Here is an 18,729-nt window from a genome sequence, read left to right as displayed (position 1 = left end):
ATATTTCCAAATTTTCAAAAACTGAATTCAAGTTATAAATGCAACTTTTTGTTTAGACAATTTTAAGGATAAAAATTCAGTAGGAGATAAAAATCCTAATTTTTTTCTTGGTCTGTTGTTTAGCTTGTGTTGAACATATTGTATGTCATTATTTGTAATGGATTCAAAAGAAGAACTTTTTGGGAAGTATTGTCGAATAAGTCCATTGGTATTTTCATTAGCGCCTCTTTCCCAAGAATGGTATGGTTTAGCAAAATAAAAATCAATGCCGATTTGCTGGGCAATTTTCTTATGGTCTGCAAACTCCTTTCCATTATCTGCTGTAATAGTATGTATCCAGTGTGCATGTGGTCGCAAAATTTCGACTGCTTTCATGGCTAATCCATCTGCATTTTTGCCACTTAGTTTTGCCATCCAAACATAACTGCTTACCCTGTCATTAATGGTAAGTATTGCTCCACGATGGTTTTTGCCAATAATGGTATCTATTTCCAAATCACCCAAGCGTATCTTCTCATTGACAATAGCAGGGCGTTGTGAAATATCAACCCTGTCTTTTATGATACCTCTGCTATCCTTAGCCGAACCACGTTTTCGATACTTTCGCCCTTTCCTTCTTAGGTGGGTAAATAATGAACCTTTGGCTTTTTTGTCAGCCCAAACATATTGATAAATGCGTTCATGGCTAACACATTCCACGTTTTCTAATTTGGCTCTTCCTGCAATTTGCTCAGGACTGAAATCATTCTTAAGCCAAGTATCAACGTATGCTTTTACTTGCTCTGTAAAACGAATTTTTTTAGGTTTAGTTTGGTGTCTCTTTTCGCACTTCCGTTGGGCAAGCTAGTAGCGATACGCTCCGTTACGAGCATCACAATTACGCCGAATTTCTCGGCTAACAGTGCTTTTGTGCTTCCCGATGGCTTCTGCTATCTGTTTTTGTGTATAGCCCTTTTGTAACATTACAGAAATGGTGTACCTTTGTTTTACGGTTAAATGTTTCATTAGCAACTCTTTTTTGGCGAGGAGAGGGCTAAATTAAACTTTATCCATCAGGGCAAAGAGGGGAAGAGCTTTCTTCCTCCTTTGTCTTGAAAAATTTAATCTTTTCTCCTCTAAAAAAGTTGCATTTATGTAATAAAAAATCGTTTTTTTAAAAAAAGAAATTCCATGGCATGGCTGTCATGGAAGCCGCACAGGTCGCTGCCTTTAGGCTTATTCCAACGACAGCAAAAACTCCCAAAATGCTTGATTGTCGTAATTTGCCATTCCTTCCCTGCGGTAAACCAACTGCCCTGAGGGCGAGAACACAAAAGTGGCGGGAATTGCCTTCGACTGCAACAAAGCTGGTATGGGCGAAAGAGGGAAGTAAGTAATTGAATAGATGTCTTTTTTCTTCGCAAAACGCAGCACTTTGTCCTTGTGCTTTTGCTCTTCTATGTTGACCAACAGGAGATGGATGTTTTCTTTTCCTTCCTGCTCGATGCGTGCCTGCAAACGCCGCAAACCTGGCAACTCTGCCACACAAGGCGGACACCACGTAGCCCACAGGTTGATGACAAGCACCTTGCCCTTGAGTGTTTGCAGGGCAAGCTGCCTGCCGTCGGCGGTCTGAAGTTGCCAGTGTTCCTGCAAAACGGGAGCTGCTTCCATTTTTTGGGGGCGAGCATCCATAAGACCCGTCCATAAAATGAGGCGTTGCATGCCGCCTATAAAAGAGGGCAAAGTGCCTGTAGAATACAAGACCAGCAGCAGCAAGACAGCAAACAGCCAAGAAGGAATTTTTTTAAACCAGTTTTTCATAAGTTGCATTGGATTGAACAGCAAATTTCCTTCTGAATACCCATCCCAGAGCACGGCGAACCCAGCTTTTCGGCAACAGGTGGCGCAGTTTCGCATATAGCGACACCCAGAAGCCGGGCACATGTTCGCTCTTGCGCCGCAGCATAGCCTTTACTGCACTGCGCGCCACTACCTGCGGTTCCAGCGAGAAAGCAGCCCCCAAGCGTCCTAAGTGTTCGATGGTTTGGCGTACTTCGGGATTGGTCAACACCCCGCCCGGACACACCACCGTTACCGATACACCACTGCCACGCAGTTCCTCTCTCAAAGACAAAGAAAAATGATAAACAAAAGCTTTGGAAGAAGAGTAAATCACCTTATAGGGCATTTGAAAATAAGCCGCCATGCTCGCCATGTTCAGGATATAAGCCGGTGCGTGCTTGCGCAGCAAAGGCAGCAACAAACGCGTAAGGCGGGCTGTTGCCATCACATTCAATTGCAGCACTTTTTCGTAAAACTCATAACTGTAAGACTCATACGTTCCGGTGAAGCCCATACCCGCATTGTTGATAAGATAGCGCAATGCCCATCCTTCTTGATAACAGCGCGCGGCTATTGCCCGGATGTCTTCTTCTCGTGTGAGGTCAGCTGGCAAGGCATGTACCTCTATTTCGGGGAAAAGGCTCTGCAAACGGCTGCAAGTTTGTTCCAGATGGCTGTCGGGCAAAGCCACCAACAACAGCGACACGCCCCGCTGTGCCAACTCATAAGCAATGGCTTGCCCTATGCCTTGGCTGGCGCCGGTAATGAGTGCATACGTTTTTTCCATTCTTTTTTGAATGCTTACTTTTGCCAAAGGTAAAAAATTATCCAGTGAGACTGCACAGAAACCTCATTGAAGGGATTATCGAAGTACTTCAAAGCGTATTTCAAGACCGGATATATAGCGATAAAGCCATAGAGAGTATTTTCAAACGCAATAAGCAATGGGGCGTCCGAGACCGGGCTTTCGTAGCCGAGCACAGCTACAACATCATCAGAAATCACAAACGTCTGCGCTATGCTTTGGGCATGAATACCCGCGACGAATTGCAAGAAACCCACACTGATGCACTGCGGCGTATGACTGGTGCTTATTTTATGCTTTTGCTAAAAGAATTGCCCGCTTGGGATTTATTTGGCAATTTGCCTTCCTATGAGCAGTTGCACCGGCGCTATGAAGCCCCGCCCCATCCTTCTATTGCCTACAGTGTGTCTGACTGGCTGTGGCAGTATGGTTGTCGCCAAATGGGCGAAGCCAGCTGGCAACGCGAATTGGATGCCATGAACCGGCAGGCGGATGTTTTTTTGCGCGTCAATTCGCTTAAAACAAGCATGGAAGAGCTGCGCGAGCGCCTGCTTCAAGAAGGCTTTGCCACAGAAGCAGTAGAAGGAGTACCCTCGGCATTGAAGCTTGCGGCACGCGGCAATGTCTTTCGCACCAAAGCCTTTCAAGAAGGGCTCTTCGAGGTACAAGATGCAGGTTCACAGCGCATCGCCCCGTTTCTGGAGGCTGCCCCGGGCATGCGGGTCATCGATGCCTGTGCTGGCGGTGGCGGCAAAACCTTGCATTTGGCAGCACTCATGCAGAACAAAGGACACATCATTGCGATGGATGTGGAATCATGGAAGCTCAAGGAGCTACGGAAGCGTGCCCGACGCAATGGGGTCTTCAATGTAGAAACTCGCTTGATTGAAAGTAAAACTTTGAAACGGCTGTACAACAGCGCCGACCGCCTGCTGCTGGATGTACCTTGCAGCGGTTCAGGGGTGCTGCGCCGCAATCCCGATGCCAAGTGGCGCATCACAGACTCGTTTATGGAAGAGGTGAAAGCCAAACAGCAAATGATACTGGAACACTATCCGCAAATGCTCAAAGTGGGGGGCAAGATGGTATATGCCACTTGCAGTGTGTTTGCCGAAGAGAACCGCAAGCAGATAGAAGAATTTTTGGCGCTCAACCCTCATTTTGAATTGGAAGCCGAAGAGCTCCTATTGCCCTCTTTCCACGGATGGGATGGTTTTTATATGGCACGCTTGCGCAAGAAAAGCCGCTAAGTGTGTTGATTCAACCCGTAACGTTTTTCAAGATATCTGACAAGCGGCTCAACAGTGCTTTATTTTCTTGCATTTGCTTGAGCAGCAGCATCTGTTGCTCCATGTCATTGGCTTTGGCGGCTTCCTTCATGGCATCGAGTAGTTTTTTTTCTTTTTTCTTCAGGAATCGGTGCTTCAAGCGCAAAATGTTTTTGTAGGCATTGTCGGTAAAGGTATCTTCCGGCTTTTTTATGAATATTTCATAGCGTTCCCATCCGGCGGAGGGTTCTCCCAGCGCTGTGAGCATGTCTATTACTGCCTGTTTGAAAGCCTCCTGCGGATGATGCAGGAAGTAGTCCAAAGAGAGGATTTCGCCTTTTTCGAGGGCATGGCAAAACTCCGCAAGCATGCTCTTGAAAGGTTCATGCTCAATGGTGATGTCGGAAATTTCTTCGAGTATATATTCTGCAAAAAAGCGTTCATCTTCGAGCTGCTCTCCGGCAAAAGAGAGTAAGAGGAAAAGTAGGTCGCGTTCTTGGCGGTACTGCGCCATGTCGATGAAAGCTGAGGTCAGAGGGCTTACGACAGAGTCAGACACCTCTGGTACTTCTTTGGCTGCTTCACGCTGCAAGGGCAAACCTCTTTTCTCTCGGAAGAGGATGGTGTTCACCTCATCGATGACCCACTCTTCCTCTACGTTCAGGTCTTGACTAAGCTGCCGTATGTACATGCGGCGCTTGAGTCTATCGCCCATGCGGGCAATAGAAGCAGCCAGTTCCCGTATGGCTTGGGCTTTGGCAAGCGGGTCTGCGGTGCCGGGCGGTAGAAGATGACGTGCCTTGAAATGTAAAAAGTCTTCTTCTTTTTGAGAGAGGTAGTCCACAAAAGCAGATGCCCCGACCTTAAGCAGATAACTGTCAGGGTCTTCGCCCGGCGGCATGAGCACCAAGCGCACGTTTACGTTTTCTTCCAACAGCAGGTCGATACCCCGCAAAGCAGCCTTGATGCCGGCTTCATCGCCATCATAAAGGATGGTTATGTTTTCGGTGAAGCGGCGCAGCAGGCGCACTTGTTCTACGGTGAGCGAGGTGCCCGAAGTAGCCACCACATTTTCAATGCCTGCTTGATGCAGGCTCATCACGTCCATGTAGCCTTCTACTATATAGCATTTGTCTTGCTGCCGAATGCTTTGTTTGGCAAGATGCAGCCCATACAGCACCTTGCTTTTGTCATATACTGGGGTATCGGCAGAGTTGATGTATTTGGCTACTTTCTTATCGGTGCTGAAGGTGCGTCCAGCAAAGGCAATCACCTTGCCGGAGGAATTGTGAATAGGGAAGATAGCACGATTGCGAAAGCGGTCGTAGAGGTTTTGTGTTTTGTCGGAGCAGTATGTGAGGTCAGCCGCCTGCAATATGTCGGCTTGATAGCCAGCTTTCAAAGCGGCTTGTGTGAAGGCGTCCCATGTGTCGGGGGCATACCCCAGCTCAAACTTGCGTATGGTGGCTTCGCGCAATCCTCTTTGTTTGAAGTAAGATAGCCCAACTGCCTGCCCCTCTTCTGTTTCCCACAAAAACCGGCTGTAAGTCTGTTGTGCAAACTGCAAGGCAATAAGGATGCTTTCTTTCCGGCGGCTTGCTTCTTCGGCTGCCTCTAATGCTTCCTTGCTGGTATGTTCTGCTTCTTCGGGCAGTGGTATTTTATAGCGCTCTGCCAGGCGGCGTACAGCTTCCACAAAACTGATGCCTTCTATCTCCATGACAAAAGAGATAGCATCGCCCCCTTTGCCGCATCCAAAGCACTTGTAGATTTGCTTTGCAGGTGAAACAGTAAATGAAGGGGTCTTTTCATGATGGAAAGGGCACAAGGCTACATAGTCTTTGCCTTTTTTCTTCAGGCTGAGGTAGTCTTGAATGACCTCCACGACGTCGGCGGCTTCTTGTATCTGTCGTATGACGTTTTCGGGAATAGACATGCTGCCCTTTGTGTTCGCACTTTATACAAAGATACGCTTGTTTTCCAAAACCAAACAGCCGGAGTGCGAAGGCTGCCAGCTGTATTATCCATATGCGTATGTTTACTTCAGCACTAAATTGCCATTCACATAATTGAGTGTGAAAGCCTGTTCCTTATCTCCGCTTACGCTAAAGGGGCTCATGAGATGCGCCACGGTCTTTCTGGAATAAGGCGGCTGGGTATTCTCTTGCAGAGTAGCCGAAAGTACATGGTCGCCGGGCAGCAGGTCCATAGTTAAGCTGCTTTTTTTACCTTCTTTTTCGCTGTTATAGTTCACCCCTCCACGCACAAACACACCAAGAATGTAATCGGTGGATGTAATGGAAGAGGCGATATGGATTTGTACGCGCACTTTTTCCTGCCGCAGGGCTTCGTCGGTCATTTCCTTGATGACAGTAACGATTTCATAGAACTGCTTTCTCCATTCATCTTTCAACACGTAGCTACCCACGTCATATAGTTTTGTCTTTTTACCGTTGTGTTGAACAAATAGGCTTATACCGCCGCGGTCAGCTATATTGTGTTTTTCAGACTCGATGTGCTCAAAGGCATTGTTTTGTAAGGTCTGCCATATACGATGCAGCTGTTCCGGGCTCAGCTTAAACGCATTACGCCGATGCGCCATATACTCGTATTCTTCGAAATAACACTCTTCTGCCGAAATGAAGATGGTAGAATACACCGGCAGCATACCTTGGTTTTCGATGAGCGTAATGCTAAAATCTGCGGGTAAAGTTGCATTCATGGAAGAGGTTCCGTTTTTGAGGGCTGCTCCTTGCCCTTTGGCATGCCGGGTGCTTTGGCATGAGAGCAACAAAGCCGCTATGAAGGTGAAGCAAAAAGAAAACGTGCGTAACATAACTTCTTAGTTTTGAATGGTTTAGTTTTTCCAAACATAAAAAGCAAGCAAAAGCCAGCCTGCTATAAAGAGCGTGCCCCCCAAGGGTGCCACCGCCCCCCATGCACTCACTCCCGTAAAGCAAATGACATACAAAGACCCACAGAATAAAAGGACTCCCAAGCTAAAGCAGGCAGCCACCCACTGCAAGCGACGCCAAGGCAAATGGCTCTGCAACAAGTACAACACGAATAATGCCAAAGCATGATAGAATTGATACCGCACGGCTGTTTCGTAAGTATCGAAACGACCGGCTTGCTGAAGGCTTTCTCTCAGAGCATGGGCACCAAAGGCTCCTAAAGCCACAGCGGTGCCTGCCAGTAAAGCGGCTACCACTCCTATCCATTTTTTCATATCTTAGGCTTGTTTTTTTTGATAGACCACAGCAATATATTAAAATCCCACAACTACTTCACAGCTTTTCATTAAATTGAACTTTCGCTCGCACAACGCCAAAAAAATGATGCATCCTTTTGCAAAGAAGATACGGCTTCGCATGTTGGTTTTATGCGCAGTGGGTATACTGATGCTACTTTTGGCATGGCTGCTTCCGTCGGAAGCGACACGCCGCTCTTTAATAGATGCGGGCATAGACCGCCAGATTCAGAACAATGTATTGCATGCCTTTGAAAAAGCACAGGCAGAAGCTGACCGCATAAGACTCACTTTTCAAAACAACAATCAAGCGGCATTGGCTCAAATCATTGAAGAACAACCCTACCCTTTTTACGTGTTCAAAAACCGGACACTCTTCTTCTGGTCTGATTTCAGCTTTGTACCTACCTACGAACACCTCAAAGGGCAATACCGCTACCGTCTGCTTAGTTTGAGCAGAGGGCTTTTTCTTGCCTATCACGACGAATTTTTGACCGGGGGCAAAGCCCACATAGAAACTTATGTTCTGATTCCGCTTTACAGGCGTTACCCCGTAGAAAACAACTACCTGCATTCAGGACTCAATACCGACATCATACCCATAAGCCGGTGGGAAGACGTGCGCATCAACCCGCCCTTAACGAGCGATGTGGTAGAGGTAAAAGCACCCAATGGTCAAGTGGTATTCAATTATGTGATTATGCCCAGCACCCGTGAGATGTTGAATAAAGTCTTGGTGCAACGCATCGCCATTGGCATTGCCTGTGTGGGCTTAGTTTTGCTGACTTGGGGGCTGTGGCTGAGCCGTTTCTACTGGATACGAAAACAGCTGTTTGAGTTTTTTTGGGCTGCTTTCGTGCTGTATCTGCTGCTTTGCCGCGGTGTGATGACGCATTATCGTTGGTTGAGTACACTCACCGGCTGGGAACTGTTCGACTCCAAGCTATACGCTTCTTCTATGCTTACCCCCTCGCTGGGCGACCTGCTGGTAAACGCCCTGCTGCTGGCATGGCTGGTGCTTTCGCTGCGAGTGCACATACCTCACACTTTCTTTATTCACCGAATACACCGGACTCATCGCCTCTTTGCCTTTGTATGGGCGACCTGCCTTGCCTTGTTGTCTTATGTATCCATCGGCTTAGTTGTGTACTTTGTTAGCACGCTGTATTTGGACGCTACCATCTCTCTGGACATAAGCACACAACTCAACTTTTCATGGGTACGCTTCATTGCCTTGTTTATTTTCTTGCTGTTTAGCTTCATTTATTTTTTGATAACCAATCTCTGTGCGCGGGTGTTTTCCCGCCTGTTGGGGCAGCACCCGCTCCTGATGATGCTTTCGTTTAGTGCTGCCACACTACTTACCATCTCTTTGAGCTATCAAGTGTCGTTTTATCATCCTTGGGTGGTTTTTGTTCATGGTGTATTCTTTTTGTTGAGTATTTTCACCAAGCTACCCAACTATTTATTTCATCTGCGCTACCGCACTACCCTCTATTTGTTCATAGGGGCTGTGGTGTGTGCTTTCACGGGGGCTTACGTCATAAGGCTTTACAGCCAAGAACGTATGCTCACCAACAAGTTGAGTTATGCCGAATCGCTACTAGCAGAACGAGACTTTTACACCGAATTTCTCCTGAAAGAAGTATATGAGAAAATCAGGAAAGACTACAATATACAAGAGTATTTGCGTTCCCCTTTCCTACCCAAGCAGCTTATCAAACAAAGAATACGGCGCATTCACCTCAACAACCAATTCGATAATTATCAAGTGCGCATACTGCTGTTCGATACCCATGGCAATACACTGGACAAAAGTTTTTCAGGTAAGATAAATGACTATCTGCAACGGTACGCCCAAAAGCAATTTCAAACGGAAGTGCCTTTTCTATATTTCATCAATGAACAACAAGCCGTAGAGTATAAAATCAGTCCTAACTTGCTGCGCGCTTATATACTGAAAATACCAGTCAAGTATCAAGGGATGCTGGTGGGCTATGTTATCCTTGAACTCAAGCAGAAAAAAGACCTGCCTTACAATGTGTATCCCGAATTGATGGTGGACAGCCGTTTTCGCATGCCGCAGGAAGCTCAAAATTACAGCTATTCGGTGTGGATGGGGCGACGCCTTTTGTACAGCTACGGACAATATAACTACGAAAAAGATTTCAACTCTCGCCTATTGAGCCAAGCAGCACTCTATCAAAATGGCATCGAGAGCAATGGCTTCCACCATATAGCCGTCTTGGAAAGAGCTAAGCAAAACCGCGACATGCCTCCCAAAATAGTGGTGGTGTCGTCGCCTGCCTACCAACTGAGTCGCAGTTTTACGAACTTTTCTTTTCTGCTGCTAATGCTGATTCTTTTCAGCGGCTCTTTGTTTGTGCTGCTCAGCAGAAAACGTCTTACTTTTCAGCGCCTGTCCTTCACTGCCAAAATACAGCTTTATCTCAACTTTGCCTTTTTCGTGCCACTGCTCATAGTAAGCGTCTTCACGCTCAGCTTCATGAAAAACTCTTACGAAGAAGACCTGCGGCGCTCCTTCCTGCAGCAAGCCAACAACGCCATGCTCAGCCTCAGCGGCAGCCTTCAACTGTTCGACAACGAAGAGCTGCAACTCAATGCTTTGCAACAAGAATTGGCTATATTGAGTCGCTACGGACAGGTGGACATCAACTTGTTTCATCCAGAGGGCAGCCTGATTGCCTCCAGTCAGCCCAATATCTTTGAAAATGGGCTTATTTCGCCTCTCATCAATCCCAAAGCTTTGGTGGCTATTCGTGACCTACGCTTCAAAAATATATTGCTGGAAGAACAAATCGGGAAGCTGCGTTATCAATCAGTATATGTAGCCATCAAATCGTTCGAAGACGGTAAATTGCTGGGTATTTTAAGCATTCCCTTCTTCGAAGCGCAAGACGAGCAAAGTCAGAAGCTCAGCGACTTACTGGCTATCATCATCAATATTTTCACCATTACCTTCAGTGTGTTTTTATTGTTATCGCAAGTAGTCTCGCGTAGCCTCACCAAGCCACTGGAGATGATAGCTCAAAAGCTAAGAAAAACCACTTTCCAAGATTACAATGAACCCCTCGAATGGGATTCAGATGATGAAATAGGGCTGTTGGTGAGTGAATACAACCGCATGCTACTCAATTTGGAAAGCAGTAAGAAAGCGCTGGCACAAAGTGAAAAAGAATCGGCTTGGCGTGAGATGGCTAAACAAGTAGCCCACGAAATCAAAAACCCACTTACTCCCATGAAATTAACTCTTCAGCAGCTCGAAAGACGCATGCAGAGCGACCACATAAGCAAGGAAAATCTGCAACGTATGCTGCAACGCACCATTTCGAGCTTATTGCAACAAATAGACACCCTCAGCGATATCGCCACTTCATTTTCCACTTTCGCCAAAATGCCTTCGCCGCGCTTGGCTCCTTTCGATATTGCCAACACTCTGCGCAACATCGTAGAACTGCACCGCAGCCAAAACAAAAAGGTATTCTTTTTGACCAACATAGCCCCTGGTACTTTCAAGGTGATGGGCGACGACCGACTGACAGGACGTATCTTGACCAACCTGATACTGAATGCCATCCAAGCAGTGCCCGAAGAGCGCACCCCACAAATTATGGTGTCGCTTTATCGCACCGAAAATAACATGATTCGCATAGAGGTGCGCGACAACGGAAGCGGCATCCCCGAAGAAATTCGAAAACGCATTTTTACCCCCAGCTTCACCACCAAAGCCAGCGGCTCGGGTATTGGCTTAGCAGTTGCCAAACGGGGTATAGAACAGATGAACGGGCGCATATGGTTTGAAAGCAAAGAAGGAGAAGGCACATGTTTTTTCATAGAATTGCCACCGCTCTCCTAATCAGCCTATGGATGCTTTTGTACTCTGCCACGCTAAGCTGGGCACAAGAGCGCTGTCGGTGGGTTGCTACCCGTGATACACTCACCCTCGACAGCCTGCCGGTGCTTCCGCAAAGCATACGCCTCGATACGCCTGTTGAAGGACTGTCTTTTCACTTCGATAGCCATAGCCGTAAGCTCTATTTCCTGCAGGTGCCCCCCCATCTCGATTCCGTACGGATATGCTACCGGGTTGTATTGTTGCCTTTGTATGAAAGCTATGCCAAACGCCCTTCTACACTCATAGACTCAATCGGTTTCTTTCGCCCCTTGACAGAAACCCCCTCATTGCCTGCCAACAGCCTTGCGCTGCTTGGTGGCGACAGCCTCTACACCTCGGGCGTAATAGCCCGAGGCATCAGTGTAGGCAGCAACAACATCGCCCAATTCAATTCTACACTCAACCTGCAAATAGAAGGTAAACTAAGCGAGCAGGTACAGCTGCGCGCTTCCATTACCGACCGCCAACTACCCTATGAACCTGACGGCAACACACAACAAATACAAGACTTCGACAACATACTCATTGAGTTCATTCATCAAAACGGAAGCCTGCAGCTGGGCGATGTGGTGCTTAGTGAAAACGAAGATTATTTCCTTCGCTTCAAGCGCAACGTGCAAGGGGGCTACCTGCAAGCCAACTACTCTATAGACAAACACCACACAAAAACCAAAGCAGCCTTTTCCATTGCCAAGGGCAAATTCCACTCGGCATTCCTGCAACCTATCGAGGGGGTACTGGGTCCTTACCGCCTGCGGGGCGCACAAAACGAACGTTTCATTCTCATACTGGCAGGCTCGGAAAAGGTGTACTTGGATGGCAAGTTGCTGGAAAGAGGCTTCGACCGCGATTATGTAATTGACTACAACCAAGCCGAAATCACCTTCAACCCACACATTGTCATTACCCGCTTCAGCCGCATACGCATAGATTACCAATATACCGACCGCACCTACAGCCGCCTGACCGGCTTTGTCCAACAATCGTGGCAAAGCCCACGCAGCCACACGCGTCTGAGCTATTACATAGAAACAGACAACCCCAACCAACCCCTTCTGTTCAATTTGCGCCCCCAAGACAAAGAACTGCTTTCGATGATTGGCGACCAAAGTGAACGTGCCTTCATAAGCACTGCCGACACAGTTGAGTTCTCGCCTGAGCTTGTGCTTTACAAAAAAATAGATACACTCACCGCTTCCGGCTTATATGAAGGTGTATTTGTGTACACCACCGAAGCCACCTCACCGGTCTATAGGGTGCGTTTTAGTGAAGTAGGTCCCAACCAAGGCAATTACGTACTGAGCACCACCTTAGCCAACGGGCAGGTATTCCGCTGGGTAGAGCCCAAAGATGGCATCCCGCAGGGCAATTACGCCCCTGTTACACTTGTGCGACTGCCCGAAAAGCGCAGCATGTGGCACCTGCACCACAGTCAGCAACTAAGCGAGCGCCATCACCTCGACATAGACCTTGCGCATTCACTCACAGACCGCAACCTCTATTCCTCTTTGGATGACGACGACAACACGGGGCATGCCATGCGCCTACACTACCGGATAGAACACCCCGTTGCTGACAGCCTGCGCCGGCATGTCAGCGGTTTTACCTATGAATACAACAGCCCTTCTTTTTCCTTTATTGACCGCTTTCGCCCTGTGGAATTCAACCGAGATTGGTCTTTGCCCTATGATACCACCCGCCTCAATCAACAATTAGAGCACATTGTGGGCGGATATAGCCGCTTCGAGGGGCAGCATAGCAACTACTACGCCGAACTAAACTACCGCCGCCGCGGCAAGCAACTGGAAGGTTGGCAGAGCCGTGCACGCTGGCAAAGTGAATGGAAAAAGTGGACGTTCGAACAACAGCTGTTTGGCTTATATGCCCTGCTTTATGCCGACAGCACCGAAGCGGAGCGCCTCAGTCGTTGGTGGCGCAGCTACAGCCGCCTGCAATACAAAGGCAAACATCTGCAGCCTGCCCTCATTGCCGACCTTGACCACAACCAAGTGGTGCAGAGCCGCAACGACAGCGTGATTTTCTCTGCCATGTATTATCAAGCCTTCAGTGGGCTTTTGCAATCACCCGACAACAGTCGCTACCACTGGCAGCTGATGCATACCTACAGGGAAGACTACCGCCCGACAGCCGGTCAAATGCGCCCCTTCACCTATGCCAACACTACCCAAGCCGACATACGCCTGCGGGGCGAGCGGCAGGAAATAGAAGCGCTGCTCACCTACCGCCATCTGCTCTATGCCGACAGCCTTCAAGATGAAAAGAACTGGGCTGTGCGTTTGAGAGGCGAAAGCCGCAGCCGCCAAAAAAACATACAGCAGCGGCTGGTTTATCAGCACGGCAGTGGGCGTGAGCTCAAACGTATCTTCGCCTTCATACAAGTACCTACCGGGCAAGGTACTCATACTTGGCGCGATGACAACGGCGACGGCATCGCCCAACTCAATGAGTTTTACCTTGCCTTCAATCCCGACGAAAAAAACTATATCAAGGTGTTCACACCCACCGATGAATACGTAACCGCCTACAGCTCGGATTGGTTTTATCGCCTGCAATGGCAGTTTCCCGCAAACAGTCGCCTGCAAGCGCTTTCGGGGCTCAGCAACTGGCAGCTCAATCAAAAAGTAACACAAAACGACGGTCTTTCGCGCTGGCTCCCTTTCTTGAGCCCTGCCGAAGAAGCACTGCTTTCGCGCCGCGAGCTGCTGCGCAATACCTTGTTTTGGCATCGTAGCCACCCGGTTTATGGCTTCACCTTGAACCAGTGGCAAAGCAACCAAAGACAGTTGCTTACACAAGGTTATGAAAAACGCCGCGAAGACAACTACGAAGCAAGCATCCGCTGGCAATGGCACCCCCACTGGCAGCTGGTGCTATCGGGGGCGCTGAAAGAGGTAGACAACCGCTCAGATGTATTTGTCAACCGAAATTTTTCATACAGCGTGCGCAGAGTAGAGATAGAAAACACTTGGCAGCCGAGTGCAAAGTGGCGCCTACGCCCTTTGTTTATCTACCAGCAAAAAGAGGGCAGCGAACACACACAAGCGCGCTGGTATGAAGCCAAGCTGGATATGCAGTGGTCTAACTACCCCTATTTTAACTTGCAGGGGCAAATCAGCTTCATCAGCTTGGCATTCTGGGGCACAAAAGAAAACACCCCCTTAGCCTACGAGTTGCTGGAGTCGCTGACTGCCGGCAATAATTGGCGCTGGCAGTTGCAATGGCAACAAAAGTTAAGCAACGGCTTGCAGCTTACATTCAGTTATCAAGGCAGAAAAGTAGCCGACAGCCGGGTTATTCATTTTGGCAATGTGCGGGCTGCTTTATTGTTTTAGGCTGCTGTCGTGCAATTTCTTTTCACTCGTTCCGAAAGGGTCGTATTTTTTCGGTGCATAAAGGAAGCCGAACGCTTCTGCCCCTTCTTTCTCCAAATGCTTATGGTGTATTTTGTGGGCACGTATCATGCGCTGCAAATAGCGATTCTTTGCTACAAACTTGATTTTCACACGCCGATGCACAATAATATCATGAAAGGTAATGTAAAAAATACCATAAGCAGTGATGCCCACACCTATGGCGGTTAGCCACGACCAGTTCATAGCATAGCCGAAGTAAAAAGCAGCTAATGCCGGCATGCTGAACAGAATAAAAAACAGGTCGTTCTTCTCCCAGAATCCTTTGTGTGGCTTGTGGTGTGATTCGTGCCATACCCACAAAATGCCATGCATGATGTATTTGTGGGTAAACCAAGCAACTCCTTCCATAAAGAAAAACGTAGCGATGGCAATGAGCGCAAAGGTCAGATATTCCATTTCTACTCTTTGTTTTTAGGTTCTTTCAAATTTATTCAAAAAGACTCAATTTTAGCTTTTACTTCCTCCATCAGCCACATGGGGGTAGAAGTAGCCCCACAAATGCCCACCCTGTCACTGGGTGCAAACCATTCGGGGCGCACCTCGTCGGGCAAAGATACAAAATAGGTGTTGGGATTTTGACTCTTGCACACTTCGTACAATACCTTGCCGTTTGACGACTTGGTGCCAGCCACAAATACCACCTTATCGAATTGGCGGGCAAATGCGCGCAGTTCTTGGTCGCGGTTTGACACCTGCCGGCAGATGGTATCGTTGGCATTCACCTCATAGCCCATCTCCTCCAAGGCTGCTTTGATTTCATAGAATTTATCAGTGCTCTTAGTCGTTTGGCTATAAAGCGTGATTTGCTTGGGTAAGGGCTTGCCTTTCAACTCATCCAATGACTGAAATATGACAGCTTGCCCTTGCGTCTGCCCTAACAGCCCCACCACTTCTGCATGCCCGTGCTTGCCGTAGATGAAAATGTGTTCGCCTTTATCAAAAGAGTTTTTGATTCTGTGTTGCAGTTTGAGTACCACCGGACAAGAGGCATCTATCAACTCAAGGTTGTTTTTCAGAGCTATCTCATAAGTAGAGGGCGGTTCACCATGAGCACGTATCAGCACTTTGGCATCGCGTATGTTTTTCAGGTCTTCGTGTGTAATGATACGCAAGCCTTTCTTCTGCAGGCGTTCCACTTCGGCATCGTTATGCACGATGTCGCCCAAGCAGTAAAGAAGCCCCTCTTCGTCCAAGATGTCTTCCGCCATAGCAATGGCATACACTACACCAAAGCAAAAGCCGGACTGACGGTCGATGGTTACCTGTAGATTTAACGTCATAAATTAGTAAGTTGACGACATTCAAAGGGAATAAACGCAATAAAGCAAATTTTGTTTGCAGAAAGCCGGGGCTATCTAAAACTGTGAGAATATAACTCTTTTTCAGGAAGCTTCCAAGTATCAGGGAAGCTTTGTTTTTAATTAAAAAAGCACCACTCCTTTACACGAAGTGGTGCTTTTCTTTGTTTACCGACAGGTGTTTTATTTACTTACGGCATGTCCTATTTTTGCCAATCCCTCTTCAATAGCTGCTATTTTGGCTTCTGCATCTGCCAGCTTTTTGCGTTCTTTTTCTACCACGGCGGCAGGGGCATTCTGCACAAAACGCTCATTGGATAGCTTCCTTTCCACGCTCTGCTTAAAGCCCTTGTAATATTCGAGCTCTTTGAGCAGGTCGGCTTTTAGTTGCTCCGTATCCACACTTCCCTCTACTAGCAGGAAGCACTCGTCTTCTTTTAAAACGAACGGAATGGCATTTTGTCCTTCGGCTGGCTCTCCAAAGTCTATTTGCGAAAGATTAGCCATCTTTTTCACTACGTCGGCATAGCGCTCGTAGATTGCTTGGCGATTCGTCTTGATGAGCAGAGGCAGGCTGTCTTTGTTAGGTATTTGGCGCTCGGCACGCACATTGCGCACTTGGGCTATCAATTCCATCATGCGCTCCATCTCTTCGATGAGTGCAGTGTTGGGGCTTTGCTGCACCTGCGGATAAGGCGCCCGGCAGATGGTTTCGCCTGCTTGACGTTCCATCAGGTGTTGCCATAGCTCTTCGGTGATGAAAGGCATGAAAGGATGCAGCAAACGAAGTATCTCATCGAAGAAAGCTACAGTTTGCGCATAGGTAGGGGCATCGATGGGCTGCCCAAACGCCGGCTTTATCATTTCGAGGTACCAAGAGCAGAAGTCGTCCCAAATGAACTTATACAGGGTTACGAGGGCTTCCGACAAGCGGTATTGAGCAAACTGCTCTTCCAGGGCTTGCTTCACGGTTTCGAGGCGCGCCCGTAGCCATGCCGTAGCCCATTGGTTGCCTGTGGGTGCTGTAGCGTCTTCTTTTACGCTCCACCCCTTCACCAAACGGAAAGCGTTCCATATTTTGTTGGCGAAATTGCGCCCTTGCTCGCACAGCTTTTCGTCGAATAGCAGGTCGTTGCCAGCAGGCGAAGAGAACAACATGCCGATACGTACGCCGTCGGCGCCATATTTTGCTATGAGCTCCAAGGGGTCGGGCGAGTTGCCCAAGGATTTGGACATTTTGCGCCCCAGTTTGTCGCGCACAATGCCGGTCAAATAAACGTGCTCGAAAGGACGTTCACCCAAATATTCATAGCCGGCGATAATCATGCGTGCCACCCAGAAGAAAAGGATTTCGGGGGCTGTAACCAATACCTGCGTGGGATAGAAATAGTTCAGCTCAGGGTTTTTCTCTTTGTGTATTTTGCCAGTCTCTTTATCGAAATATTCATCTTCGAACCCATCGAATACAGCAATAGGCCACAGCCAAGAGGAAGCCCAAGTATCAAGCACGTCTTCATCTTGACGCAGGTCGTTTGCTTGCAATTGAGGATTGCCACTCTGCTTGCGTGCCAGCTCCACGGCTTCCTCGAGCGTTTCGGCTACCACAAAGTCGTTTTCGCCCTCTCCATAGTAGTAGGCAGGAATGCGATGCCCCCACCACAACTGACGCGAGATGCACCAGTCGCGCACGTTTTCCATCCAATGGCGGTAAATGTTCTTGAACTTGGTAGGCACCAACTGCACCTCATCGTTTTCGACGGCTTCGAGTGCCCGCTTCGATATGTCTTTCATTTTGATGAACCACTGCAAGGAAAGGCGGGGCTCCACCACGGCGCCCGTACGCTCCGAACGTCCTACTTTGTTCGTAATTTCTTCTACTTTCACCAGTAGCCCTGCCTCTTCTAAGTCTTTGGCTATCATCTTACGCACTTCAAAGCGGTCTTTGCCCACATATTTCTCCACGCCACAGGCTTGATTGAGGGTGCCGTCTTCGTTAAGGATATCTATCACCTCTAATTGGTGGCGCAAGCCAATCTCATAGTCGTTGGGGTCGTGCGCGGGGGTTACTTTCAGACAGCCAGTACCGAAAGCGGTATCTACGTAATCATCGGCAATGATAGGAATGGGACGATTCACAAAAGGAACTAAAGCCTGTTTGCCTATCAAGGCGGTATAGCGCTCATCGTTGGGGTTGACGGCAATGGCGGTATCTGCCAAGATGGTCTCCGGGCGGGTAGTGGCTATAACCACATGCCCCGAGCCGTCTGCCAGCGGGTAGCGCACGTGGTATAGCTTTGAAATTTCGCCCTCTTCTTTGTAAATCACCTCTTCGTTGGAAAGGGCTGTTTTAGCTTCGGGGTCCCAGTTAATCATGCGCAAGCCACGATAGATGTAGCCTTTTCTGTAGAGGTCTACAAATACACGGATGACCGCCTTGTAGTATTTGTCGTCCATAGTAAAGCGGGTGCGGTCCCAGTCGCAGGAAGCCCCCAGTTTTTTCAGCTGCTCGAGGATGATACCGCCGTATTTTTCTTTCCACTCCCAAGCATATGTCAAAAATTCTTCGCGGCTCAGTTCGTGTTTGCTAATCCCTCGTTCGCGCAGCATGCGCACCACTTTGGCTTCGGTAGCGATGGAAGCGTGGTCAGTACCGGGCACCCAACAAGCTTCTTTGCCCTGCATGCGTGCGCGCCGGATGAGTACGTCTTGAATGGTGTTATTGAGCATATGCCCCATATGCAATACACCCGTTACATTGGGTGGCGGTATCACAATACAGTAAGGTGCTTTCTTGGGATTGGGCTTGGCTGCAAACACTTTATTCTCGAGCCAATACCGATACCACTTGTCTTCTACCTCAGCGGGGTTGTACTTTTTTGCTAATTCCATAATAGCTATAAAATTTCTGCTTTTCAGGGAATGAAGAAATGCTTT

At 48.2% G+C, this 18,729-nt stretch carries 11 protein-coding genes and 1 pseudogene; 3 read left to right on the top strand and 9 right to left on the bottom strand.

The window, feature by feature from the left end:
• Positions 1-27: 27 nt before the first annotated feature.
• The 3 genes and pseudogenes from FHS56_RS00335 to FHS56_RS00325 form a co-directional block, all read right to left on the bottom strand.
• Positions 28-1,005 (bottom strand): annotated as a pseudogene (locus tag FHS56_RS00335) (IS30 family transposase).
• A gap of 210 nt (positions 1,006-1,215) precedes the next feature.
• Positions 1,216-1,803, bottom strand: a complete 588-nt coding sequence (locus FHS56_RS00330) for a TlpA family protein disulfide reductase (protein ID WP_166917903.1) — start codon at positions 1,801-1,803, stop codon at positions 1,216-1,218.
• Positions 1,787-2,611 carry an SDR family NAD(P)-dependent oxidoreductase gene (locus tag FHS56_RS00325; RefSeq protein WP_166917902.1) on the bottom strand — a complete coding sequence of 275 codons (825 nt, stop codon included), beginning with the start codon at positions 2,609-2,611 and terminating at the stop codon, positions 1,787-1,789. The genes FHS56_RS00330 and FHS56_RS00325 overlap by 17 nt, the downstream gene beginning before the upstream one ends.
• A 44-nt stretch (positions 2,612-2,655) precedes the next feature.
• Here FHS56_RS00325 and FHS56_RS00320 point away from each other — a divergent pair, with 44 nt between their 5' ends.
• Entirely contained in the window at positions 2,656-3,879 is a 1,224-nt protein-coding gene (locus FHS56_RS00320; RefSeq protein ID WP_166917901.1) for an RsmB/NOP family class I SAM-dependent RNA methyltransferase, read from the top strand.
• A 10-nt stretch (positions 3,880-3,889) separates the two neighbouring features.
• On the opposite strand, the gene dnaG is transcribed toward FHS56_RS00320, so the two are convergent.
• The 3 genes from dnaG to FHS56_RS00305 all read right to left on the bottom strand — a co-directional run bounded on the left by dnaG (position 3,890) and on the right by FHS56_RS00305 (position 7,126).
• On the bottom strand, positions 3,890-5,833 hold the full coding sequence (gene dnaG / locus FHS56_RS00315; RefSeq protein ID WP_166917900.1) for a DNA primase: 1,944 nt from the start codon (positions 5,831-5,833) through the stop codon (positions 3,890-3,892).
• 102 nt (positions 5,834-5,935) lie between these two features.
• The gene (locus tag FHS56_RS00310) at positions 5,936-6,733 is read right to left on the bottom strand and encodes a hypothetical protein (RefSeq protein ID WP_166917899.1); all 798 of its coding nucleotides are present in this window, start codon (positions 6,731-6,733) and stop codon (positions 5,936-5,938) included.
• A gap of 21 nt (positions 6,734-6,754) precedes the next feature.
• On the bottom strand, positions 6,755-7,126 hold the full coding sequence (locus tag FHS56_RS00305; RefSeq protein WP_166917898.1) for a DUF423 domain-containing protein: 372 nt from the start codon (positions 7,124-7,126) through the stop codon (positions 6,755-6,757).
• A gap of 106 nt (positions 7,127-7,232) precedes the next feature.
• Between FHS56_RS00305 and FHS56_RS00300 the strand changes: the two genes are divergently transcribed.
• Positions 7,233-11,024, top strand: coding sequence for a sensor histidine kinase (locus FHS56_RS00300; RefSeq protein ID WP_208409598.1), 3,792 nt, complete (start codon positions 7,233-7,235; stop codon positions 11,022-11,024).
• Positions 10,991-14,416, top strand: coding sequence for a hypothetical protein (locus FHS56_RS00295; protein ID WP_166917896.1), 3,426 nt, complete (start codon positions 10,991-10,993; stop codon positions 14,414-14,416). Before FHS56_RS00300 ends, FHS56_RS00295 begins: the two co-directional genes overlap by 34 nt.
• Here the strand turns inward: FHS56_RS00295 and FHS56_RS00290 are convergent.
• The 3 genes from FHS56_RS00290 to FHS56_RS00280 form a co-directional block, all read right to left on the bottom strand.
• The gene (locus tag FHS56_RS00290; protein ID WP_166917895.1) at positions 14,405-14,893 is read right to left on the bottom strand and encodes a sterol desaturase family protein; all 489 of its coding nucleotides are present in this window, start codon (positions 14,891-14,893) and stop codon (positions 14,405-14,407) included. The two genes, FHS56_RS00295 and FHS56_RS00290, sit on opposite strands and share 12 nt — an antisense overlap.
• 35 nt (positions 14,894-14,928) lie before the next feature.
• The gene (locus FHS56_RS00285) at positions 14,929-15,777 is read right to left on the bottom strand and encodes a 4-hydroxy-3-methylbut-2-enyl diphosphate reductase (RefSeq protein ID WP_166917894.1); all 849 of its coding nucleotides are present in this window, start codon (positions 15,775-15,777) and stop codon (positions 14,929-14,931) included.
• A gap of 201 nt (positions 15,778-15,978) precedes the next feature.
• Positions 15,979-18,684, bottom strand: a complete 2,706-nt coding sequence (locus tag FHS56_RS00280) for a valine--tRNA ligase (RefSeq protein ID WP_166917893.1) — start codon at positions 18,682-18,684, stop codon at positions 15,979-15,981.
• Between the last annotated feature and the right edge of the window lie 45 nt (positions 18,685-18,729).

It is taken from the genome of Thermonema lapsum (assembly GCF_011761635.1).
Taxonomy (GTDB): domain Bacteria; phylum Bacteroidota; class Bacteroidia; order Cytophagales; family Thermonemataceae; genus Thermonema; species Thermonema lapsum.
This window is presented reverse-complemented; position numbering and strand designations above follow the sequence as displayed.

Coding starts and splice junctions, on each gene's coding strand:
- FHS56_RS00295 (WP_166917896.1), top strand. CDS start 10,991: ATGTTTTTTCATAGAATTGCCACCGCTCTCCTAATCAGCCTATGGATG.
- FHS56_RS00290 (WP_166917895.1), bottom strand. CDS start 14,893: ATGGAATATCTGACCTTTGCGCTCATTGCCATCGCTACGTTTTTCTTT.
- FHS56_RS00305 (WP_166917898.1), bottom strand. CDS start 7,126: ATGAAAAAATGGATAGGAGTGGTAGCCGCTTTACTGGCAGGCACCGCT.
- FHS56_RS00300 (WP_208409598.1), top strand. CDS start 7,233: ATGATGCATCCTTTTGCAAAGAAGATACGGCTTCGCATGTTGGTTTTA.
- FHS56_RS00310 (WP_166917899.1), bottom strand. CDS start 6,733: ATGTTACGCACGTTTTCTTTTTGCTTCACCTTCATAGCGGCTTTGTTG.
- FHS56_RS00325 (WP_166917902.1), bottom strand. CDS start 2,611: ATGGAAAAAACGTATGCACTCATTACCGGCGCCAGCCAAGGCATAGGG.
- FHS56_RS00330 (WP_166917903.1), bottom strand. CDS start 1,803: ATGAAAAACTGGTTTAAAAAAATTCCTTCTTGGCTGTTTGCTGTCTTG.
- FHS56_RS00280 (WP_166917893.1), bottom strand. CDS start 18,684: ATGGAATTAGCAAAAAAGTACAACCCCGCTGAGGTAGAAGACAAGTGG.
- FHS56_RS00285 (WP_166917894.1), bottom strand. CDS start 15,777: ATGACGTTAAATCTACAGGTAACCATCGACCGTCAGTCCGGCTTTTGC.
- dnaG (WP_166917900.1), bottom strand. CDS start 5,833: ATGTCTATTCCCGAAAACGTCATACGACAGATACAAGAAGCCGCCGAC.